Source organism: Marinospirillum sp., from assembly GCF_035271045.1.
GTDB lineage: Bacteria > Pseudomonadota > Gammaproteobacteria > Pseudomonadales > Halomonadaceae > Marinospirillum.
In genome coordinates, this window is sequence record NZ_DATESC010000030.1 from 187,366 (window position 1) to 209,916 (window position 22,551).

Genomic DNA, 22,551 nt, shown 5'->3' on the forward strand with positions numbered 1-22,551 from the left:
CGTATTGTTAAGCGTTACCTCTCATTGCTCCTTCTATAGTAGTTATTTTATGCCTAGCGCTAGTCAACAAGACCGTCTTTTCAGTGGTGGTATGCCAGAGAAATTTGCCCGAAATATCTATGGCACGGCTAAAGGTCGTTTGCGCCTTAAAATTTTGCGCGAACGTATGCTTACCGAGCTACCTTTAGAAAAAAAAGGCTTAAAGGTGCTGGATGCTGGTGGTGGTTTAGGGCAAATTTCTTGTTGGTTGGCGCGTAAAGGGCATCATGTGCTATTGGCTGAACCGGCCCAAGAAATGCTTGATTATTCGGCTAAACGCCTGCAGCGCTCTGGTGTCACAACGTTAAATGCGTCTATACAAGACCTAGCGCAGCAATTGCCAAAAGATCAGCAAAATTTTGATTTAATTGTTTGCCATGCGGTTTTGGAATGGCTGCAGCAACCAAAAGAAACCTTATTAGAACTATTGCAGCTTTTAAAACCAGGTGGGCATTTGTCGCTGATGTTTTTTAATGCTGATGCGTTGTTGTTAGCAAATATTTTAAAGGGAAACTGGCAAAGAGTGCTAGAAAAACCCTTGCAAGGTAAAGGTAAAGGTAAACGCCTAACACCGATTTCACCCTTAAAACCTAATGAAGTGATTGACTGGTTGCAGCAGGCTGGTTTTGAAATTACTGCTACGACAGGCGTTAGGGTTTTTAATGATTACTTGCGCTTAAAACTACCTCCTGAAGCAACACCGGCACGCTTGCTAGATATTGAACGCCGCTTTTGCCAACAAGAACCTTGGTGGCGCATGGGGCGCTATATTTTAATTAATGCTAAAAAAGGCCAGTTAAGTGATAGCGGATTTAAATAGCACATTTTTTTTATTGATTAATCAATATGCAGGCAAGAACACTATTGTTGATGTTTTGGTCATTTTTATGGCAGAAGCCATGCCTTTTTTATTAATAGCGCTGATGCTGCTGTTATGGTTTTTTGGAAGTTTTGAAAAGAAACGAATTAGCTTTTTTGCTGGTTATTCTGTGTTATTGGCTTTATTTATCAGTTATTTAATTGGCTTGGTTTACTTTCATCCACGCCCTTTTGTAGCACATTTAGGGACGCAACTGGTTGAACACACTGCGGATGCTTCTTTTCCTTCGGATCACACCACGTTTATTTTTGCCATTGCATTTATGTATGTATTTAATCAAGCGACTAGAAGCTTAGGCTATGCATTGTGCTTATTAAGTGTGTTAGCCGGTTTAGCAAGGGTCTTTGTGGGTGTTCACTACCCTTTAGATATAGTGGGTGCTGCTTTACTAGGTGGGATTTCTTCACTGATGGTTATTTTTTTAGTAGGTAAACTGAACTGCTTAGAACGTTTTTATCAGTTATTTACCTGCATCAAACTACCTAATTGGCTATTAAAAAACTAACTAGGCATCTAGCTCTAATTGCTTTTTTACTGGTGCAAAACTTCGACGATGCTCGGCAAGTGCGCCATGTTCTTTTAGTGCAGCAAAATGCGCTGCTGTAGGATAACCCTTATGCTTTGCAAAGCCATAATTAGGGTAATGTTTATCTAATGCTAGCATTTGTGCGTCTCGATAGACTTTAGCCAGAATAGAGGCCGCAGCAATGGCAGGGTGACGCGCATCCCCTTTTACTACAGCCAAAGCGGGTTGCTGTAAGCTTTTAGGTAGACGATTACCATCAACTAGAACAAACTCTGCGGCAGTTGGTAACGCATCTATTGCTCTTTGCATGGCTAAAAAACTGGCTTGTAAAATATTCAACGTATCAATTTCAGCAGCACTGGCTTCAGCAACCGCCCAAGCAAGGCTTTTTTGCTTAATTTCTATGGCTAGAGCTTCACGTTTTTTTTCAGTTAGCTTTTTAGAATCGTCTAAACCGATAATGGGTTGGTTAGGGTCAAGTATCACCGCTGCGGCGGCGACTGAGCCAATTAAGGGGCCGCGTCCCGCTTCATCAACACCAGCAAGTAACAAACCTTGGTAAGGGATTTCATCAGCTGTTAAAGGCGCTAAATTAGGTTTTTTCATGGGTTTAAAAGGTTCGCTACGGCTTTTGCCGCTTGTTTACTTGCGTTACAGCTAAGTTGCTGGTGAATGGCATAAAAAGCTTGGGTTTGTTCTGCTGCAACGGCTGGCTGGGTTAACAACTCATTAAGGTCATAAGTCAGCTGTTCAACATTGGCTTGATCTTGTAAGCGTTCGTGTACCAGTGTTTTTTGTGCTAATAAATTAGGTAAGCTAACCCATTTAGATTTCAACATCCATTTTGATAGCCACCAAGTAAAAGGTGCAAGTTTATAACTAACCACCATAGGCGTTTTGCAAAACAGTGTTTCTAATGCCACCGTACCTGAAGCCACCAAACACACATCAGCAGCTTGTAGCACTAAATCCGCTTTGCCTTGTAGCAACTTTAAATCTGTCACTGGGTTGTCGGTTAGCAATATTTCTAGTTCTGTGTAGCGTTTAGCAGAAGCCGCCGGCAGTAAAAAAACAGCCTGTGGGTGTAGCTTTTTTAAAGCTTGAGCAGTTTGTAAGAATAATTCACCCAACCGCGCAATTTCACCACTGCGTGACCCTGGTAACAAACCTATGATGGGGTGCTGTTTATCCGTTAATGCTAAGGTATTACGGGCAGACGATTTGTTAGGTTCTATTGGCGTTTTGTCTGCCGTGGGGTGGCCAACAAAAGTAACAGGCATAGCGTGCTGTTGATAGAAGTCGGCTTCAAAAGGCAATAACGCTAGCATTAAGTCAGCACTTTTTTTAATGCCTTTGATGCGGCCTTGTCGCCAAGCCCAAACTGAAGGACTAACGTAATGCACCGTTTTCATACCTTGTTGGCGCAGCTTTTTTTCTAAACCTAAATTAAAGTCAGGAGAATCAATGCCAATCATCACATCAGCGCCCCAAGCTAACGCATCTTGGTAAAGGTGCTTTCTTACTTTGATAAGTTTGGGGAGGTGTTTCAGTATTTCTAGTAGCCCCATAACGGACAGGGTTTCTAATGGGTACAGACTGGTTAAACCTTGCGCTTGCATTAACTCGCCACCCATGCCGCGAAATTCAGCAGCAGGGTAGAGAGCTTTAAGTTCAGTGATTAATCCTGCACCTAAAATATCGCCAGAAATTTCTCCAGCAACAAGGTAGATTTTCAACGGGTTATACCGCGCTGAGAGTTTTTAAGTGAATCAATAAACACTTTTACTTCAGGAAGCACATCACTGTTTTCAAGTAGTGCAATGGCATCTTGCAGGTTTAAACCTTGACGAAAGACCACTTTGTAAGCATTGCGTAAAGCTTGCATGGCTTCTTTAGAAAAACCACGGCGCTTTAGCCCTTCGTAGTTAATGCCATGCGTTTCCGCCGGATGACCACTGGCCATAACGTAGGCAGGAATGTCTTTAAGTATAATCGAGCCACCGCCACACATGGCGTGAGCACCAATTCGACTAAATTGGTGGATTGCAGATAATCCGCCTAAAATCGCAAAATCGCCCATAGTAACATGGCCAGCCAGCGTAGCTTGGTTAGCCATAATGCAGTTATCACCCACGATACAATCGTGAGCAACGTGCGAATAAGCCATAAATAAGTTGCCACTGCCAATTTTGGTTAAGCCTAAATCTTGGGCCGTACCACGGTGAATCGTAACGCTTTCACGGATAACGTTATCGTCACCCATTTCTAAGCGGGTCGGTTCACCTTTATATTTTTTGTCTTGGCAATCTTCCCCGACGCTTGCAAACTGAAAAATACGGTTGCGCTTGCCTAGGGTTGTTGGGCCATTAATAACGACGTGTGGGCCGATGACAGTACCCGCACCAATGGTTACGTTAGGGCCAATGATTGAGTAAGGACCTACTTCAACATCGTCTGCCAGTTGTGCCGAGGAATCAATCAGCGCAGTAGAATGAATCAAGCTCAAACTTTTTTCTCCGCACAAGTAATTTCAGTTTCACAAACGGTTTCACCATCGACGTGCGAACGGCAAGCAAAAACCCAAATACCACGTTTTTCACGCAACACTTTGGCTTCTAACGTTAAGCGATCACCGGGTACTACAGGGCGCTTAAAACGTGTTTTTTCACAGCCAACAAAATAATACAAATGACCATCGGCAGGTAATTTATTAACTGTTTTAAAACCAAGAATACCAGCAGCTTGCGCCATCGCTTCAATAATTAACACACCCGGAAAAATGGGATGTTCAGGAAAGTGACCTAAAAAATAAGGCTCGTTAACTGTAATGTTTTTATAAGCAGTAATTGATTTTCCAAGTTCAAAATCAGTTACCCGGTCGACCAATAAGAAGGGGTAGCGATGCGGAAGGTACTTTCTTATTTCATTAATATCCATAATCATGGATTTCTACCTCTAAAAAACGCCAAAGCAAGATGAGACGTTAAGTTGTTTAGCACCTGACAAATCAGGGCGATATTTTATTCCGGTTCAGTAAGTTGCCGGAGCTGACTTTCAAGGCTTTTAACCTTTTGGTTTAGTTCTTCTAATTGACGAAAACGCACGGCACTTTTACGCCAGTTGCGATTTGTTAGGAGACCGGTGCCGGAGGAGTAAACACCAGGTTTATTAATAGAGCCAGTAATCATCCCCATGCCAGTTACTTGGACATTATCACAAACTTGTATGTGACCAGCAATGCCACTATTGCCACCAAACATACAATTAGCACCAATGCTGGTCGAACCAGCGATACCTACTTGTGCTGTAATGGCGGTATGTTCACCAATTTTAACGTTGTGAGCGATATGGACTAGGTTATCAATTTTAACATCACGGTCAATGCGCGTGTTATCTAAAGCACCTCGATCAATGGTGGTGTTAGCGCCAATTTCCACTTGATCGGCGATGACTAAATGACCCAATTGAGCAATTTTTTCCCAATCGCTGCCAGTAGGTGCAAAACCATAACCATCGCAGCCTAAGACCGCGCCAGAATGAATAATGCACGCGTCACCAACGTGTACACGGCGATAGAGCGTTACTCTAGGGTGCAATAGGGTATTTTCACCGACAACACAGCCTTTTGCCAAAACTGAGTGAGCGCCAATTATAACGCCTGCAGCCACTTTACAGCCTGCCTCAATAACAACAAAAGCACCGATATGTGCAGAAGAGTCAATCTCTGCATCTTCGGCGATAATTGCACTGGGATGAATCACACCCTTGGCTGGTTTATCATCATCAAATAAATGACTAAGCTTAGCAAAACCTAAATAAGGGTTTTCAATGAGTAAGCTATTACCTACAAAGTTAGTTGCTTGATTAGGTTTAAGTAATACTGCACCTGCTTGGCAGTCTTTTAAGTAAGGTAAATATTTAGGATTACTTAAAAAGCTAACTTGAGATGCATTAGCTTTTTCAAGGCTAGCCATCTCAGTTACCTGATAGTCAGGATCGCCGTGAACTTTTGCACCTAGATAAGTAGCCAGTTCACCCAAAGTAAAAGTTTTCATTAGGTTAGTTATTGAGCCTTATTAAGTTTATCTGCAACAGCCGGTGTTAAATCAAATTGTGGGCGTGCAAAAGCAACCGCTTGACGGTCTAACAGGATGTCTATTTTATATTCTTCAATCACTGCGTTGACTACTTTTTCAAGTGTTGGGCGATGACGCTCAACAATTTCTTGACGCATTGCTTGTTGCTGTTTTTGCAATCTGGAAACAACAAACTGATATTCTTGGGCTTTTTGTTCAACTTGTTGCCCCATTTTACGGCGTTCATCTTCGCTCATAATCGAGCCATCACGCTGTAAACGCTCTTGCAAGCTACGCGCTTCTTCAGCCAGTTGACGCGCTCGGTTTTGCTCGCCACTTAGTTGTTGTTCGGCTGCTTTAAATTCTGCTTGAACTTTTGTTGACTCCATCAACGCACCTTGCCAATCAAGTACAGCAACACGCACGGATTTAAAATCATCAGCAGCTAAACCAAAGCTTAAACTAAACAGCAATACAAATAACCCAGTCGTTATTAAGCGATTAAGTTTCATAGTTTTATCCTTTAAAGTATTAAAAGGTTTGCCCCAATGAGAATTGGAAGAACTCTGTACGATCTTTAGGGCCGTCATTGAGTGGTTGAGCAATACTAAAAGCTAAAGGCCCAATGGCGGTTAGCCAAGTTAAACTGATGCCCGCGGAATAACGCAATTCATCTAAGTTTACACCTTTAGTACAAGTATCATGCCCTATGATGCATTCAGTCATAAATACGCTGCCTGCATCAACAAATAAACTGGTTTGCATCGAACGTTGATCTTCAATAAAGGGTAGTGGGAATATAAGCTCAGCAGAACCTTCAATGAGTACGTTGCCACCTAAAGCATTGGTTGTTTCTCTTGTTTTACCACCTAAGCCGTCAGTTTGTGTACTGCGTTGCCCTAAGCTATTGGAGCGATAACCGCGCACCGAACTTAAACCACCCGAAAAATAATTCTCATAAAAAGGTAGCTGATTGTATTCACTATTTAAGCTGCCACCATAACCTAAATCAGTTTTAAATTTAAGTGACCAGTTATCAGCAAGCGTGAAATATTTCTGACCTCGGTAGTTGGCTTTAAAAAACTCATAGTCAGAACCGGGTGTTGCTAATTCTAAGCTAAGGCTTTGGTAACTACCGTCGGTTGCCAAAATACCGCGATTAAGTTTGTTTCTTGTCCAGCGCCCCGTTAACTTATAATTAAAAAAATCTAAGCCATAAAGTGCATTAAAAGCACGAATATCATCCAGTAAAATAAAATCTGAACCCGTCATTTTTTCGGTTTGCACATGCGTATTATCAAAACCTAGCGACAAACTTAAACGACTGAACCTAGAAATAGGGTAGCCATAAGTAACATTGGCACCATAAGCATCAGTGGCGTAACTAGAAATACCGTAATCTTCACTGTTAAAGTCCGTTTCACGGTAAAAAAGATTAAAGCCTCTTGAGATACCATCAATGGTGTAATAAGGGTTTAAGTAAGAAAAATTATAACTGGTACGAAAATCACTACGGTTAGCGCCAAGGCTAACGACATTACCCGTTCCTAAAAAATTATTTTGTGATAGCGATGCACCATAAACCACGCCGCTGGATTGAGAGTAACCCACGCTAGCAGAAATAGACCCAGACGGCTGTTCTTCCACCGTGTAGTTCACATCAATTAAATCAGGGCTGCCAGCAATTGGCTGCGTTTCGACATTCACACTGCTAAAAAAGCCAAGGCGTTCTAACTGCTGTTTAGATTGTTGAATTAAATCAGTGTTGGCAGAAGCACCTTCCAGTTGAATCATTTCGCGGCGTAACACTTCATCTTTGGTGCTGATATTGCCGTTAAAGTTAATGCGGCGAACGTAGCTACGGCGACCGGGATCAACAAAAAAGGTTAATTTAACTTCTTTTTTTAGGTCATCAATTTCAGGACGGGCGTTAATTTCTGCAAAGGTATAGCCTTCAATCCCCAAACGACTACGCATATTTTCACTGGACGCGGTCATGGCGCTACGAGAAAACACATCGTTTACTTTAAGAAGAATAAGCGAGGTCAATTCGTTTTCTTCTAAAATAAGCTCGCCAGCTAACTCAACAGCGCTGACTTTATATTGATCGCCTTCAAAAATATTAACGGTAACAAAGATGTCTTGCTTGTCTGGGCTAATAGACACTTGAGTCGACTCAACATTAAAACGTAAATAGCCTTTATCTAAATACCAAGACCGTAAACGCTCTAAGTCACCACTTAGTTTTTCGCGGGAGTATTGGTCGGCAGACGAAAATAATGTCCAGCCTTTAGTTTCATTCAGCTCAAAGTTTTTAAGCAGTTGTTGGTTAGTATAACTAGTGTTACCAACAATATTAATACGGCGTATTGCAGCAACACTGCCTTCAGTAATGCTAATTTTAATTGCTACACGGTTGCGCGGCAATGCTTCAACTTCGCTGGTTATTTTTGCGTTGTAGCGGCCTTGTGCGTGGTACATCCGCTCTAACTCAAGCTTAATTTTGTCAAGGGTGGAGCGTTGAAAAATTTGCCCTTCTTCTAAACCAGCTTGCGACAAACCTTTGGTTAAATCTTCGGTGCTGACTTTTTTGTTGCCTTCAATTTCAAGCTTTTGCAGCGTTGGGCGCTCTTTTACCTTAATCACTAGCTGATTAGCATCTTCATAAACAGCAACATCATCAAACAAGCCCGTAGCAAATAGCTGTTTAGTGGCCTTGGTAATCTGCTCTAAAGCAATGGGTTCGTTGGCTTGTAAAGGTAGCTCTGAAAATACTGTACCCGGTGAAACACGCTGCAAGCCTTCAATACGAAGATCGTCCATTTGAAAAGTGCGATTAGCGGCCTCTAAAGAAGCAGCGTTGACTAAGGCAAGCAAAAAAACCAAAGCAAGTAACAAGACTAGGCTTGGTGTTAAAAAAATTGAAGTGCGAAATTTCACGCTATTCAGTATCCGTTTTAGTGGCGGTTGCTATTAACCTAGTGGCTATTAACCTAGTGGGTTGCTATTAAAATAAAGGCTAAAGACGCAGTAAATCAAAATAAAAAGCCAGCAGCATTAAGCTACCTAACATCAATACACCCACGCGTGTTGCCGCTTCTTGTACCGCTTCAGTGACGGGTTTGCGTCTTATCGCTTCAATGGCATAAAAAAGTAAATGCCCGCCATCCAGTACAGGAATGGGTAATAAGTTAAGAATGCCTAAACTAATACTGACATAAGCTAAAAAGCTAATATAGCTTTCCCAACCTGAACGTGCCGAATCGCTAGCCACACGGGCAATGGTAATTGGGCCAGATAAGTTAGTTGGACTAATTAAACCAGTCACCATTTTGCCTATAGAATTCAGTGTTAACCAGCTCATTTCTATGGTTTTTTGTGAAGCACGTACCAGTGAATCAACAGGGCCAAAGCGTTGCTCGCGTAGAAGCTCTGCTGGCCATTCGGGCATTTGCACACCTGCACCAATAAAGCCAACTTCACGACCGTCTTCTTGGACTCTAATATTGGGTGTTATAGCCAGTTCTAGTGGCTGTTGGTTTCTTTCTATAGAAAGAAACAGTTGCTGATTAGGATTGGCTTGTAAGACTTCAACCAATGCAGCCCAGCTATTAATAGCAGCATTGTTGGCGGCAATAATTTTATCACCGGCTTGTAAACCGGCTTGTTCTGCCGCACCAGATGCTTGAATACTGCCTAAAACAGGTGCCAAGTCGGGTCGCCAAGGCCTAACCCCTAAACTGCCAAATGGGTCGGGTTGTTCTTGTCCGGCTAAAAAATGAGTGACTTGAACCTTAACTTCGCGTTGATAACTGTCTTGTTCGTTTTGCACGCTTAACGTAATTTGCGTGGTTTCACCCATGCGCGACAATAAGCTCAAACCCACTTCTTGCCAACTGGGTGTATTGCTACCGTTAATGCTTAAAATTTCATCGCCTTGCTTTAAACCAGCAACAGCAGCGGGTGAGCCTTGTTCAACATTGCCTACTAAAGGCGCAGGCACTTGCGTTCCCACAACAAAAATAAACCAATAAGCCACAATTGCTAGCAAAAAGTTAGCAATCGGTCCTGCTGCAACAATCGCAAAACGCTGTCCTACACTTTTACTGTTAAATGATTGGCTCGCCAATTCTGGCGGCACATTACCTTCGCGCTCATCAAGCATTTTAACGTAACCGCCTAAAGGCAGTGCTGCAATCACATACTCAGTGCCTTGTTTGTCGTGCCAACGCAGCAGCGGTTTACCAAAGCCCACCGAAAAGCGCAGCACTTTAACACCACAGCGCCTTGCTACCCAAAAGTGACCAAACTCATGGAAAGTAATTAAAATGCCTAAAGTGATGATAAGCGAAAAAATAGTGTGTAAAAAATCCATAACAGGCTTTAAGTCCGCAAAAGGTTAATGACGCTTTTGAATGATGTATTGTGCTAGCTGGTTAGCACGCCGATCTTCTGACAATAAAAGCTCAAGATCGTTTGCTGCTTGAATCGGGCTAAGATCAAGTACACGCTGAATAATGTCAGGAATGTGTGTAAAGCCAATTTTTTGTTCAAGAAATGCCGCAACCGCTACTTCATTGGCAGCATTTAAAATAGCGGGCGCTGTGCCACCGGCTTGAAAAGCTTGGCGGGCTAGTTGTAGGCAAGGAAAAGCAATTTCATCTGGTTTTTCAAACGTTAAGGCGCTGGCTGTCATTAAATCAAGTGGGTCGACACCAGCAGCAATGCGTTTTGGCCAAGCTAAAGCGTGAGCAATGGGGGTACGCATATCAGGGTTGCCTAGCTGCGCTAATACTGAGCCATCACGGTAGCTAACCATCGAATGAATAATGCTTTGCGGATGCACAACAACTTCAATTTGCTGCGGCTGCACATTAAATAGCCAGCAAGCTTCAATTAGCTCTAAACCCTTGTTCATTAAGGTGGCTGAATCAACGGAAATTTTACGTCCCATTGACCAATTAGGATGAGCAACGGCTTGTTCGGGTGTAACGTTTTTTAAAGCTTCGGCTTGCCAGCCACGAAATGGCCCACCTGAAGCCGTTAATAAGAGTTTTTCAATGCCTTGTTCAGCAAAGCTACGTTTAGAAAAATCAGTTGGCAGGCACTGAAAAATAGCGTTGTGTTCAGAATCAATCGGCAGCAGTGTTGCTTGGTGTTGTTCTACTGCATCCATAAACAGCGCCCCAGACATCACCAGCGCTTCTTTATTGGCTAATAAAATGCGTTTGCCGGCTTTAACCGCAGCCAGCGTTGGCACTAAACCGGCAGCACCCACTATGGCCGCTACAACGACCTCAACTTCAGGCGTGCTGGCTAAAAGCTGCAAACCCTCTTCACCGGCTACTACTTGTGTTTTACAGCCTGCTGCACTTAATGCTTGTTGAAACTCAGCAGCTGCGGCTTCAGGAACGGCAGCCAGTTGCGGTTGGAATTTTTTGCAGATTTGTAGTAATTCAGCCAAGCGTTGATAGCCCGACACCGCAAAAACTTCGTATTGGTCAGCATTACGCGCCACCACATCTAACGTTGATTGCCCGACTGAGCCTGTTGCACCTAAAATTGCAATGTGTATCACAATAAATCGCCTGCAAAATTAAGCATTAATAAAGCAAATAAAGGTACAGCAGACGTTAAACTGTCAATTCTGTCCATAATGCCACCATGTCCGGGTAATAATTGACTAGAATCTTTCATGCCTGATTCACGTTTAACCAAGCTTTCGGTTAAATCACCCAACACAGAAACTGCGGTAATAATCAGTGTAATAACCAGCAGCAATAAAAACTGTTTGAATGAAAAACTTTGATAAAAGCTGGCCGCAACGCTTAGTAAACTAGTACCAACCAAGCCACCAGCAACACCTTCCCAAGATTTTCCTGGGCTAACCGCAGGGGCAAGCTTGTGTTGACCAAATGCACGGCCTGCAAAATAAGCAAAAACATCAGCAACCCAAGCAATTAACAGTACATAAAGTAGCCAAAACCAACCTTGTTCACGCAATAAAATAAAGCCAGCCCAAGCAGGGGCAAGAATAAACACACCCATAATTAAACGGCGTGATGGGCAACGCCACAGGTTGGCTGTTTTAGGGTAAGTGGTGACAAAAAATAGCGCTACTAGCCAGCCAGCCAAACCTAACCACAAAGCTTGGTGCAGTAATTCTGGCTTTTCAAAAGCGCCAAATAGGATTAGTAAAATAAAGGCTGGGAAAATAATTTGACCCACCAACTTAAAGCCAGATAATCGCGCCCATTCCCAAGCCCCAATACCAATCACTACGCCAGTAAAAATGGCAAATGCAATACCGCTAAGGCCAAACAAGCCCCAAAGTGCCAAAGGCGCTAAAAAAATCGCGGTCAGCAGTCTTTGTTTTAACATGGCAGAAAATGTCCGTTGGGTTTAACGATGGGTGATTTCTTCACGTCCACCAAAGCGTCGCTGGCGGTTAATAAAGACTTTTAAAGTGTCATAAAAAGCCTGTTGACGAAAGTCAGGCCAATAAGCGTCAACAAATACCAGCTCAGCATAAGCTAACTGCCAAAGTAAAAAGTTACTAAGGCGTTGCTCGCCGCTGGTTCGAATACACAGATCAGGGTCGGGTAATGCTTCTAAAGCTAGGTGTTTTTGAAAGTCGGCTTCGGTAATGTCTTGTGCATTTAGCTCACCTTTTTCAACCTGCAAAGCCAATTGCCGTGCTGCTTGGGTTATATCTTGTCGGCCACCATAGTTAGCTGCAATGACCAAAGTTGTTTTAGTATTGTTAGCGGTTAATTCTTCAGCTTTAAGCATTAGCTGCTGCAGTTCGTTAGAAAACCCAGTACGATCCCCGACCACTTTTAAGCGCACTTGGTATTTATTCAGGCGCTTGGTTTCACGGCGCAACGCCCACTTAAACAACGCCATTAAGCCACTAACTTCTTCAGCAGGCCTAGACCAGTTTTCACTAGAAAAAGCAAACAGGGTAATCACTTCAATACCCTGCTGCAATGCAACCTCAACAACGGCTCGAACAGAATCAACCCCTGCTTTATGTCCAGCAAAGCTAGGAAGCCTACGCTGTTTTGCCCAGCGATTATTGCCATCCATAATAATGGCAACGTGCTTAGGCAAACCTTCTAGTTGTGGCAGGTTATGCGTTGAAGACATTCGTCAAGCCTGTTTTGAATTAGATTTGCATCAAGTCTTCTTCTTTGGATGCTAGCGCCTTGTCGACTTCGACAATAAACTTATCCGTTACTTTTTGAATTTCGTCTTGTGCGCGGCGTTCTTCATCTTCGCTAATGTCTTTGTCTTTTAGCAACGCTTTTAGCTGGTTGTTAGCATCACGGCGAATGTTGCGTATTGCCACACGGCCATTTTCTGATTCAGTACGTGCTTGTTTTGTATAGCCTTTACGGGTTTCTTCCGTTAAAGCAGGCATAGGTACACGAATGTTAGATCCAGCGGTATTAGGATTAAGACCAAGATCAGATTTCATGATTGCCTTTTCAACCGCTGGCACCATGTTTTTTTCCCAAGGAATAACCATTAAAGTACGGTTGTCTTCCATGTTGATGTTAGCAACTTGGCTTAAAGGAACTTCACTGCCATAGTAATCAACACGCACAGCATCAAGAATACTTGGGTGGGCGCGTCCAGTACGGATTTTATTAAAAGCACTGCGTAGTGCTTCCAAACTTTTGTCCATACGTTCTTGTGCGTCTTTTTTAATTGTATCAATCATAATTTTGCCTCTTACAAAAATAGCTCAGCTGTAGATAAGGTCTAACCTTTATAAATCAGTGTACCTTCATGGACACCGACTACCAGATTAAGTAAAGCACCTGATTTATTCATATTGAATACACGCACGGGCATGGATTGGTCACGCACTAAACAAATGGCGGTTAAATCCATGACTTCAAGTTTTTGATCCAGCGCTTCGTCATAAGTTAAATGCTCATACTTTACCGCATCTGGGTATTTAACAGGGTCTTTATTATAAACGCCATCCACTTTAGTGGCCTTAATAACAACATCCGCATCTATTTCTATACCGCGCAAACAAGCTGCTGAATCGGTTGTAAAGAAAGGATTGCCAGTGCCAGCAGCAAAAATAACCACATCGCCTGAAGTAAGGTAGCGAATGGCTGTACGGCGATCATAGTGCTCAACAACACCGCTCATGGGAATGGCAGACATAACGCGAGTACGAATATTGGTGCGCTCTAAGGCATCACGCATGGCAAGTGCATTCATTACTGTTGCTAACATACCCATGTGGTCGCCGGTGACTCTTTCCATACCAGAAGCGCTCAGTGCAGCACCACGAAATAAATTACCACCACCAATCACGATGCCAACTTGAACACCTATACCTACTAATTGCCCAATTTCTAAAGCCATCCGATCTAAAACTTTGGGATCAATACCAAATTCTTGATCGCCCATTAGGGCTTCGCCGCTGAGTTTAAGAAGAATGCGCTTGTATTTTGCGTTTCGATCCGAGGGTGTGACCATGGGCAAGTCTCCAAATAGGCAGAATATAGGGTTCTTTAATTGCACAAAAACGTGCAGGGAAAACCCAGCACGTTTTTGAGGAGCTTCTAAGCTAGCTTTCTAGCCCACAAACTAGGGTTTAAGTCGATTCTAACGACCAGCAACCTGTGCTGCTACTTCTGCAGCAAAATCTTCTTCTTTCTTTTCAATGCCTTCGCCAACTTCAAAACGCTGGTAGCTAACAACTTCGCCGCCAGCCGCTTTAACATAAGCACCCACTGTTAACTCTGGGTTTTTGATGAAAGCTTGTTCAGTTAGACTGTTTTCTGCTAAGAACTTCTTCAGACGACCACCCACCATTTTTTCAGCAATTTCAGCTGGCTTACTCGCCATGTCTGGTTGCGCTAAAATAATGTCTTTTTCTTTTTGTAGCTCTTCTTCAGGCATATCTGAAGGCTTGCAAACACGAGGATTAACCGCTGCAATGTGCATCGCAACGTCTTTAGCCACATCCGTATCACCAGCGCTTAGTAAGCTAAGTACACCAATACGACCACCGTGAACGTATTCACCAACAACAGCACCTTCAATAATGGCTGCACGGCGTACAGAAATATTTTCGCCTACTTTTTGTACCAATGCACCACGCGCGTCTTCAATTTCGCCAGCCGTTAGCTTAGCAACATCCGTTTCGCGTGTTGCAAGTAGCTTATCAGCAACTAGGCTTACAAAATTGATAAAGTTGTCATCACGCGAAACAAAGTCGGTTTCAGAGTTAACTTCAACCATAACGCCATAGCTACCATCAGCAGCAACGCGCGTTGCAATCGCACCTTCAGCAGCAATACGGCCTGCTTTCTTAGCCGCTTTTAAGCCAGAATTTTTGCGTAGGTCTTCAATCGCTTGCTCGATATCACCGTTGCTTTCTTCGAGTGCTTTTTTGCACTCCATCATTGCCAAACCGGTACGATCACGCAGTTCTTTTACTTGTGCAGCAGTAATTTTTACCATGAACCAATCCCCTTAATTAGAAGATGTTTAGAAAGTTATTGCCTAAAACAACAACCAAAATAGAGAGAAAGCCTGCCCAAGGTTTACTAGGCAGGCTAAGCTGAATTAATTACTCAGCGGAGTTTGCTGCAACTTCAATTAGCTCTTCGCCAACTTCTTCTTCGCGTGCTTTGCTGCAAGCGGTTGCAATAGAGCGTACATAAAGCTGTACGGCACGAATCGCATCATCGTTACCAGGAATAATAAAGTCTACGCCATCTGGGTTAGAGTTGGTGTCAACTACGCCGATAACAGGAATACCTAGCTTGTTAGCTTCGTTAATGGCTAGACGCTCGTGGTCTACGTCAATAACAAATAGTGCATCAGGTAAGCCACCCATGTTTTTGATACCGCCAATGGAGCGCTCTAGCTTTTCCATTTCACGCGAGTTCATTAACACTTCTTTTTTGGTTAGCTTTTCAAATGTACCGTCTTGTGACTGAGTTTCTAGTTCACGTAGGCGACGAATTGACTGACGAATGGTTTTGTAGTTAGTCAGCATACCGCCTAACCAGCGGTGGTTAACATAAGGCATATTAACCTTGTCAGCTTCTTCACGAATAACTTTGCTAGCTGCGCGTTTAGTACCAACAAAAAGAATTTTGTTTTTACCGCTAGCTAGCTTTTCAACAAAGCTAATCGCTTCATTTAATGCAGGAACGGTTTTTTCTAAGTTAATAATGTGGATTTTGTTACGCGCACCAAAAATGTACTTACCCATTTTTGGGTTCCAGTAGCGCGTTTGGTGACCAAAGTGAGCGCCAGCTTGTAACAATTCAAGCATTGATACTTGTGCCATTTCTTTAATACTCCAGTACTGCGGGTTAGGCCTCCATACACCCCAAACATCAACCTTAACTTAATAAAAGTTTAGCAAAATCTTCATTGCTAAAGGTAAAGGCACCCAGATGAATGTGTCGGTATATGTGTGACGTTAAATTGCACTTAAATAAGTGCGGTTATTTGCTTTTTTCAAAGCTATTTTGTTCAAAATCAACGCCTATTGACCAAGATTCATACCTTAGCTTGTTTGCCAATGGACGACCCTTGTCGTATCCTTTTACAGTTGATTTTAAGCGCGCACTTTATAGCACAGTCTAGCGCTAACATAAAGCCTGATTTTTTTTGAGTTAACTTTTTAAGTGAGTTTGTTTAATGAATGTTTTAATTAAAACGCCTGAAGAAATAGAGAAAATGCGCGTTGCTGGTCGTTTGGCAGCAAACGTTTTAGAAATGATTGAACCTTATATTAAAGCAGGCGTTTCTACCGGTGAGTTGGATGCGATTTGTCATAAATACATAGTAGAAGAGCAACAAGCCATTCCTGCACCACTTAATTATCACGGTTTTCCTAAGTCGATTTGCACCTCGGTTAATCATGTAATTTGTCATGGTATTCCTGATGACGCTAAGCAGCTTAAAAAAGGCGACATTATTAATATTGATATCACAGTAATAAAAGATGGTTATCACGGTGATACCAGTAAAATGTTTTATGTAGGCGAGCCTTCTATTTTGGCACGGCGTTTAACGGAATTTACCAAAGAAGCACTGTATGCAGCCATTGCTTTGGTTAAGCCGGGTGCGCGTATTTCTGAAATTGGTCAAGTTATTGAAGAAATGGCTAAAAAAGAGCGCTTTTCGATTGTGCAAGAATACTGTGGTCACGGCATTGGTAGTGGCTTTCACGAAGACCCACAAATTCTTCACTATAATGGCTATACCTCACATACCGATTTAGTGTTAGAGCCGGGTATGTGTTTTACTATAGAGCCAATGATTAATGCCGGTAAACGCCATTGCAAACAATTAAATGATGGCTGGACAGTCGTGACTAAAGACCACAGTTTAACCGCGCAATGGGAACACACTTTATTGGTAACACACACGGGTGTTGAAGCTTTAACTCGCCGCAACGAAGAAAACTTCTAATCCTGTACGGCTATTTTTTCTATAAGATTTTTTTACAAAGTAATTTTAGAGGCAAGTCAATGAGTGTTAACTATAAGTTTCAACCTAATTTAGCACTCTATGATTTTAGTCGCCTTTCACAGCAGCTTGAACAAGGTAAACAGGTACAAATCCCACTATTAAAGCAAGCATTAGGATTGATTAATCAGCGCTTAGATCAAGCCTTTTACGATGGTGCAGATATTCGTGATTTGGTTTATGGGCGTGCTTGGGCATTAGATCAACTGTTGATGATTATTTGGCAACAATTTGTTTGGCCAGATAATACCGTTGCTTTACTAGCTGTGGGTGGTTATGGGCGCGGCGAATTACACCCTAAATCGGATATTGATCTGCTGATTTTGACCGCTGACGAAACCGTAAATTGTCGTCAAGCCGTCAGTGAATTTATTACTTTGTTGTGGGATATTAAGCTAGAAGTTGGGCACAGCTTTCGCTCCTTGCTTGATTGCGAACGTGAAGCTAGTGCTGACATTACTGTCGCAACCAATCTGCTTGAAAACCGCTTATTAGTCGGGTCTTTAGCTTTACAAACAACCATGAATCAACGCCTTGCACCCGATAAAATGTGGCCTTCTGCGGCATTTTTTAATGCTAAATGGCAAGAACAAGTAACAAGGCATCATAAATTTAATAATAGCGACCATAACCTAGAACCTAATATAAAAAGCTCGCCGGGTGGTTTGCGCGATATTCAAATGATTGGCTGGGTTGCTAAACGGCATTTTAACGCAGCTTCTTTACAAGACTTGTTTATTGAAGGATTTTTAACGGCCACAGAAATTCGTTTGCTAGAACAAGGGCAAAGCTTTTTATGGCAAGTACGTTATGCATTACATTTAACAGCAGACCGTTGCGAAGACCGCTTGTTATTTGATTACCAGCGTCAATTGGCGGTGTTGTTTGGTTATTTAGATACTGAAAAACGCTTGGCTGTTGAACAGTTTATGAAACGTTATTACCGCGTTGTTACCACGCTGACAGAACTCAACGATGTGCTGCTGCAGTATTTTGAAGAAGCGTTGTTAAAAACGAATCAAGCACAAAAAATCACCGCCATTAATCAACGCTTTCAAATTCGCGATGGCTTAATCGAGCATTTGGGCGATGATGTTTTTGAGCGCGACCCTTTTGCACTCATTGAAATATTTTTGTTAATGGCGGAACACTCGACGATTAAAGGGGTGCGAGCCACGACTATTCGGGCATTGCGCGATCACCGGCATTTAATCGACGAAGCTTTTCGTCAAGATCACCGTGTTAATCAATTATTTATGGCGCTGGTCAATTCTTCTGGTGATGTGCCGTTGCAACTGACTCGCATGAGTCGTTATGGCATTTTGGGACGTTATTTACCTGAGTTTGGTCATGCTGTAGGGTTAACACAGCACGATTTATTTCATATTTATACGGTCGATGCACATACGTTAAGACTGCTGCGTTTGCTGCAAAAATTTCGTGATCCTGCACAAGAAAAGAACTTCCCACTAGCCTCAACCATTATCCCCAAACTACCTAATCTGGCTTTAATTTGGTTGGCTGGTTTGTTTCATGATTTAGGCAAAGGTTATGGTGGCGATCATTCTGAATTAGGCGCTGTGAGTGCGCGGGCTTTTTGTGACAGGCAAGGTTTAAGCAAACGTGATTCGCAGCTAGTCGCTTGGTTGGTTAAAAACCATTTAATTATGTCGATCACTGCCCAAAAACAGGATTTAACCGACCCTGAAGTGATTCGCCGTTTTGCCCAAAAAGTGGGTAATCAGCAGCACCTAGATTATTTGCACGTTTTAACCGTTGCAGACATTAATGCGACTAATCCTAAGCTTTGGAATGGTTGGCGAGCAGCGTTACTTAACCAACTGTACTCTGAAACCAAGCGGGCTTTACGGCGTGGTTTAGAAAACCCAATTGATACTGCCGAATGGGTAGAAGAAACCCAGTGTGAAGCTTTAGTGCATTTGCAAGATCAAGGCGTGGATCAGTCAAGCATTCTAAATTTGTGGGCTAATTTGGGTAGCGATTATTTTTTGCAAAATACCGCCGATGAAGTGGTATGGCATACGTTAGGCATCTTAAATCATGCGCCCAGCAAAGAGCCGTTAGTATTGTTATTAGCACCCACCAAAAATATTAGCGAAGGCGGCACTAAAGTCTTTATCCATTCGCGTGATGTTGCTTTTGGCTTTGCAGCAACAGCGGCAACACTCGACCGTTTAGGTCTGTCGATTCACGATGCACGCATTGCTTCAAGTGACGAAGGTTTTACACTAAATACGCTAATTGTATTAGAGCAAAATGGCAAAATCCCTTGCAGTAGTCAGCGCCTAGCCGAAATTGAACGTGAATTAATTGGTTCACTAAATAATCCTGATAATTTTCCACAGTTGGTTAAACGCCACACGCCAAGACAGCTAAAGCATTTTACGCTACCAACGCAAGTTTATATTAGTAATGACCTGAATAACTTGCGGACTTTAATCGAAGTGATAACCCCTGACCGTCCTGGTTTATTAGCTAGAATAGGGCGTATTTTTGTTGAGTTTGATCTGTGGTTACAAAATGCCAAAATAGCTACGCTTGGTGAAAGGGTTGAAGATGTCTTTTTTGTTACCTTACAAAATGGTAATCCTTTGTCTGATCCTGAATTGTGTAAGCAGTTAGAAGCACGTTTATGTGATGAACTTGACAAAGAAGCTAAAGAACCGGGTTATCCGTTGTATGATTCGGGTTGGAATCGTTAAGAAACGCTAGGTTATTGATATTAATGCTAATAATTATCAGCAGAAGATTAATAGAAAGGTTAAAATGTTGACTCTTTACGGAATACCTAATTGCGACACTATGAAAAAAGCACGCGTCTGGTTACAAGAACAGCAGCTAGATTTTCAGTTTCACGATTATAAAAAAGTTGGAATAGCTATCAGCACTTTGCAAGCTTGGGTCGATCAAGTCGGCTGGGAAGTATTAATTAATCGTCGCAGCACTACTTGGCGTAAATTACCTGAAGCTGACCGTGAAACCATCAACGAAGCGTCTGCGATTACGCTTATGCAAGCCAACCCTAGCTTAATTAAACGTCCAGTGCTTAATACAGCTGGCCAATTGTTAGTGGGTTTTAATCCAGCAGAATGGCAACAGCAACTTACCCAATAATTGATTTTTAGCCGGAGATTCACCATGAAAATGCTCAACCGCTCTGCCATTAGTATCCAATTAAAACAACCTTTTGTGGATTGGATTAACAGCCTAAACGAAGACGGAGATGAGCAGGTTAATCTTAATGAAGTTAACCTAGAAGCTACGACTTATCTTATTCCTGAATTAGAAGATGAGCAGGCACTGGAAGATTTTATTGATGAACGCCACTTTGAATTATTAGAAAATGAACTCTTGTCTTGGGAAGATGACGAAAATGCTTGGCCGGCGGATATGGATCGTGCTTTATTTGATGCATTTTTAGATGTAAAGCTGTCATTTATGGTGTTTGATTTAGATGAACAAGCCCCTTTACTGGCAACTATTTTAGATGAAGTAGACGACTAGAGTTTCGTTTTAAAATCTAGCTTTAAAAAAATCCCAGCCGTGATTGCTGGGATTTTTACATTGATTAAACTTTAGCAGTGATTACAGTCTTCTTTTTCTTCTTCCATGCGATGCGTTTCAATTTGAATGTCTAATACATTACAAGAACCAGGACGCAAGACTAATACGCCGTAGTCTTCTACACTGTGTTCTTCGTTTTCTTCGCTACCCACTTCAATTGAAAGGCTGCTACCTTCTAGGTAATCGGGGCTAATTAAAATAGTTGCCGGTAAGCCTTTGTCCCAAATTACTTCAATTTCAGCTAAATCTGGCAAATCAATAATTTCGCCGCTAGTAGTTGTGCCTTGTAAGCGGTATTTAAGTTTCATTCTTTGCTACTCCAATAAAATTTAGGTTTAACGAATACTTAACGGCTACGAATATCGGTCTGTACACTTTGAAAACTTTTCGCCCAAGGTCGTTGCTTTTGTAGCGCTTCGGGCAAACTTTGAATAGCTGCCAAGGCCTGATCGCGGTCTGTATAATCACCATAGACCACCACATACCAAGGTTTATCTTTATAGCGGCCTTCAAAATAAGAGAAGTTTGCTGGTGCTGCTTGTGCCTGAATATAGCTTTTAACCGCTGCTTCATCTTGAGTACCCATCATTTGCAAGCTGTAATGATTGGCAGGTTTTGCCATCAAAGTTGCTTCACGGCGTGAACCTGCATCAACCCAAGCGGCTGGCTTGGCGATTACTTTAGGCGTTGCAGGCGTAGGCGCAATGCTAGGTTTAATGCTATTAGGTGTGTCATCGGGTAAATCAAGCAATATTTCAGTGGCTGGTATGGTGGGTTGCTCGTCAACAATCACTGTTTCTGGCGTAAAAGCTTCTTCTATAATGAGTGGATCGGTTTCAACTAAAGGTTTAATCGGCAGGGTTGGTAGGGTGTTTTTACTGTGCAATGGGTCTTTTGAATCATTAGCAAGGCTTTCATTGGGTGTTGAGTTCGACAGAAATTGATCTTTGTAAAGAAAACCGACGACTAACAAAGCAAGAACACCCGCACCTGCAAATAAAAGCCAAAGCGGTAACTTACGCTGCTCATTAGCTTTTTTAGTTGTTTTATTGGGCTTTGCTTTAGCTGTTGTTGGCTTGGCGGGGCTTTTAATTTTTTTGGCCGGCTTCTCGTCATTGGGTGTGACTGGATTATTTTCACCTTGCCGTAGTTGATTGACTAACGCTAGATTAAGCAGCCCAGGCAAGCCTTTGGATGCTTTATAAACATTAGCAAACTGCTGTTCATTTAATGGCAGGCTATTAATTCCCACGCTAGCGCAACGGTGTTCTAGGTAAGATCTAGCCTCGCTTTCATTAAAGCCTTCTAAAGGTAAATGATGGCCTACCGATTCAAAACGGGCAAGGTTGTCTTTGTGATGCAGTTTAGTAAATAACGCTTGGCGACCAAATAAAGCAAGATGAGGCCTTTGGCTATCGCTGATTGTGGTAGCAAGCTCTAAAATAAGATCCAGTGCGTCTTGTTCTAAATTCTCGGCATTATCAATGACGATCAGGCAGCTACCGCCCTCTTCACTTAGCTGATTACTTAGGTGACGAATTTCTGTTAAGTAAAATTCAAAATCTGCTTTAGCCGGAATTTCAATGTTTAAGCTTTGACTAAGTTTAGGTAATAGCTGCGCGGCTGATGTGGCTGTTTTTGCATCAAGTAGGCTAACGACAACACCGGAATCTAGCTGTTGTAACATCCGGTTTTTTAGGTGTGTTTTACCACTGCCTTGCTGACCAGTAACGGTCAATAGCAAGTTACTGTAACGGCTTAGATGTAGCAATAAATCTAAGTGTTTACCGTGTTGTTTACCTGCATAAAAAACAGCACCGTCATTCACATGCTCAAGTAGTAATAGCTGTTCATTAAACGATGTTTCACTGTTTAGTAATGGTTCCCTAGGTTGCATGCCAGCGACTCCGTGGACATTTTACTTT

Annotated in this window: 23 protein-coding genes; 6 read left to right on the top strand and 17 right to left on the bottom strand. The window is 42.4% G+C overall.

Annotated features, from left to right (window positions below; genetic code table 11):
- Positions 1-49: 49 nt before the first annotated feature.
- Together VJY63_RS11515 and VJY63_RS11520 are read left to right on the top strand one after the other, a co-directional pair.
- On the top strand, positions 50-859 hold the full coding sequence (locus tag VJY63_RS11515) for a methyltransferase domain-containing protein (protein ID WP_324050971.1): 810 nt from the start codon (positions 50-52) through the stop codon (positions 857-859).
- On the top strand, positions 840-1,424 hold the full coding sequence (locus VJY63_RS11520; RefSeq protein WP_324050972.1) for an undecaprenyl-diphosphatase: 585 nt from the start codon (positions 840-842) through the stop codon (positions 1,422-1,424). Before VJY63_RS11515 ends, VJY63_RS11520 begins: the two co-directional genes overlap by 20 nt.
- Here VJY63_RS11520 and rnhB read toward each other — a convergent pair whose 3' ends face one another.
- The 15 genes from rnhB to rpsB all read right to left on the bottom strand — a co-directional run bounded on the left by rnhB (position 1,425) and on the right by rpsB (position 15,851).
- Positions 1,425-2,051: a ribonuclease HII gene (gene rnhB, locus VJY63_RS11525; RefSeq protein ID WP_324050973.1), complete on the bottom strand. Its 627-nt coding sequence runs from the start codon at positions 2,049-2,051 to the stop codon at positions 1,425-1,427.
- On the bottom strand, positions 2,048-3,181 hold the full coding sequence (lpxB, locus tag VJY63_RS11530) for a lipid-A-disaccharide synthase (protein WP_324050974.1): 1,134 nt from the start codon (positions 3,179-3,181) through the stop codon (positions 2,048-2,050). The genes rnhB and lpxB overlap by 4 nt, the downstream gene beginning before the upstream one ends.
- Entirely contained in the window at positions 3,178-3,945 is a 768-nt protein-coding gene (lpxA, locus tag VJY63_RS11535; RefSeq protein ID WP_324051036.1) for an acyl-ACP--UDP-N-acetylglucosamine O-acyltransferase, read from the bottom strand. Before lpxA ends, lpxB begins: the two co-directional genes overlap by 4 nt.
- Positions 3,946-3,947: 2 nt before the next feature.
- A complete protein-coding gene (fabZ, locus tag VJY63_RS11540) occupies positions 3,948-4,385 on the bottom strand; it encodes a 3-hydroxyacyl-ACP dehydratase FabZ (RefSeq protein WP_324051037.1) in 438 nt (145 codons plus the stop codon).
- An 80-nt stretch (positions 4,386-4,465) separates the two neighbouring features.
- Positions 4,466-5,500: a UDP-3-O-(3-hydroxymyristoyl)glucosamine N-acyltransferase gene (lpxD, locus tag VJY63_RS11545; RefSeq protein ID WP_324050975.1), complete on the bottom strand. Its 1,035-nt coding sequence runs from the start codon at positions 5,498-5,500 to the stop codon at positions 4,466-4,468.
- Between the two features lie 8 nt (positions 5,501-5,508).
- The gene (locus VJY63_RS11550) at positions 5,509-6,033 is read right to left on the bottom strand and encodes an OmpH family outer membrane protein (protein ID WP_324050976.1); all 525 of its coding nucleotides are present in this window, start codon (positions 6,031-6,033) and stop codon (positions 5,509-5,511) included.
- A gap of 19 nt (positions 6,034-6,052) precedes the next feature.
- Positions 6,053-8,419, bottom strand: a complete 2,367-nt coding sequence (bamA, locus tag VJY63_RS11555; RefSeq protein WP_414674858.1) for an outer membrane protein assembly factor BamA — start codon at positions 8,417-8,419, stop codon at positions 6,053-6,055.
- Between the two features lie 121 nt (positions 8,420-8,540).
- Positions 8,541-9,896 carry a sigma E protease regulator RseP gene (gene rseP / locus VJY63_RS11560; protein WP_324050978.1) on the bottom strand — a complete coding sequence of 452 codons (1,356 nt, stop codon included), beginning with the start codon at positions 9,894-9,896 and terminating at the stop codon, positions 8,541-8,543.
- Between the two features lie 24 nt (positions 9,897-9,920).
- Positions 9,921-11,099, bottom strand: a complete 1,179-nt coding sequence (gene ispC / locus VJY63_RS11565) for a 1-deoxy-D-xylulose-5-phosphate reductoisomerase (protein ID WP_324050979.1) — start codon at positions 11,097-11,099, stop codon at positions 9,921-9,923.
- A complete protein-coding gene (locus VJY63_RS11570; protein ID WP_324050980.1) occupies positions 11,096-11,902 on the bottom strand; it encodes a phosphatidate cytidylyltransferase in 807 nt (268 codons plus the stop codon). Before VJY63_RS11570 ends, ispC begins: the two co-directional genes overlap by 4 nt.
- Before the next feature lie 21 nt (positions 11,903-11,923).
- Positions 11,924-12,670, bottom strand: coding sequence for a polyprenyl diphosphate synthase (gene uppS / locus VJY63_RS11575; RefSeq protein ID WP_324050981.1), 747 nt, complete (start codon positions 12,668-12,670; stop codon positions 11,924-11,926).
- A gap of 19 nt (positions 12,671-12,689) precedes the next feature.
- The gene (gene frr, locus VJY63_RS11580; protein ID WP_324050982.1) at positions 12,690-13,247 is read right to left on the bottom strand and encodes a ribosome recycling factor; all 558 of its coding nucleotides are present in this window, start codon (positions 13,245-13,247) and stop codon (positions 12,690-12,692) included.
- Positions 13,248-13,288: 41 nt separating this feature from the next.
- Positions 13,289-14,023, bottom strand: a complete 735-nt coding sequence (gene pyrH / locus VJY63_RS11585) for a UMP kinase (protein WP_324050983.1) — start codon at positions 14,021-14,023, stop codon at positions 13,289-13,291.
- Between the two features lie 129 nt (positions 14,024-14,152).
- Positions 14,153-15,013: a translation elongation factor Ts gene (gene tsf, locus VJY63_RS11590; protein WP_324050984.1), complete on the bottom strand. Its 861-nt coding sequence runs from the start codon at positions 15,011-15,013 to the stop codon at positions 14,153-14,155.
- Between the two features lie 109 nt (positions 15,014-15,122).
- Positions 15,123-15,851, bottom strand: coding sequence for a 30S ribosomal protein S2 (rpsB, locus tag VJY63_RS11595; RefSeq protein ID WP_324050985.1), 729 nt, complete (start codon positions 15,849-15,851; stop codon positions 15,123-15,125).
- A gap of 356 nt (positions 15,852-16,207) precedes the next feature.
- On the opposite strand from rpsB, the gene map reads away from it, so the two are divergent.
- From map to VJY63_RS11615, 4 genes are all read left to right on the top strand, one after another.
- Positions 16,208-16,984 carry a type I methionyl aminopeptidase gene (map, locus tag VJY63_RS11600; RefSeq protein ID WP_324050986.1) on the top strand — a complete coding sequence of 259 codons (777 nt, stop codon included), beginning with the start codon at positions 16,208-16,210 and terminating at the stop codon, positions 16,982-16,984.
- A 59-nt stretch (positions 16,985-17,043) separates the two neighbouring features.
- Positions 17,044-19,764 carry a [protein-PII] uridylyltransferase gene (locus VJY63_RS11605; protein WP_324050987.1) on the top strand — a complete coding sequence of 907 codons (2,721 nt, stop codon included), beginning with the start codon at positions 17,044-17,046 and terminating at the stop codon, positions 19,762-19,764.
- A gap of 64 nt (positions 19,765-19,828) precedes the next feature.
- A complete protein-coding gene (locus tag VJY63_RS11610) occupies positions 19,829-20,176 on the top strand; it encodes an ArsC family reductase (RefSeq protein ID WP_324050988.1) in 348 nt (115 codons plus the stop codon).
- Positions 20,177-20,200: 24 nt separating this feature from the next.
- Positions 20,201-20,566, top strand: a complete 366-nt coding sequence (locus VJY63_RS11615) for a hypothetical protein (protein WP_324050989.1) — start codon at positions 20,201-20,203, stop codon at positions 20,564-20,566.
- A 71-nt stretch (positions 20,567-20,637) separates the two neighbouring features.
- Here VJY63_RS11615 and VJY63_RS11620 read toward each other — a convergent pair whose 3' ends face one another.
- A complete protein-coding gene (locus VJY63_RS11620) occupies positions 20,638-20,934 on the bottom strand; it encodes a hypothetical protein (RefSeq protein WP_324050990.1) in 297 nt (98 codons plus the stop codon).
- A 38-nt stretch (positions 20,935-20,972) separates the two neighbouring features.
- The gene (locus tag VJY63_RS11625) at positions 20,973-22,523 is read right to left on the bottom strand and encodes an AAA family ATPase (protein ID WP_324050991.1); all 1,551 of its coding nucleotides are present in this window, start codon (positions 22,521-22,523) and stop codon (positions 20,973-20,975) included.
- Positions 22,524-22,551: the final 28 nt, after the last annotated feature.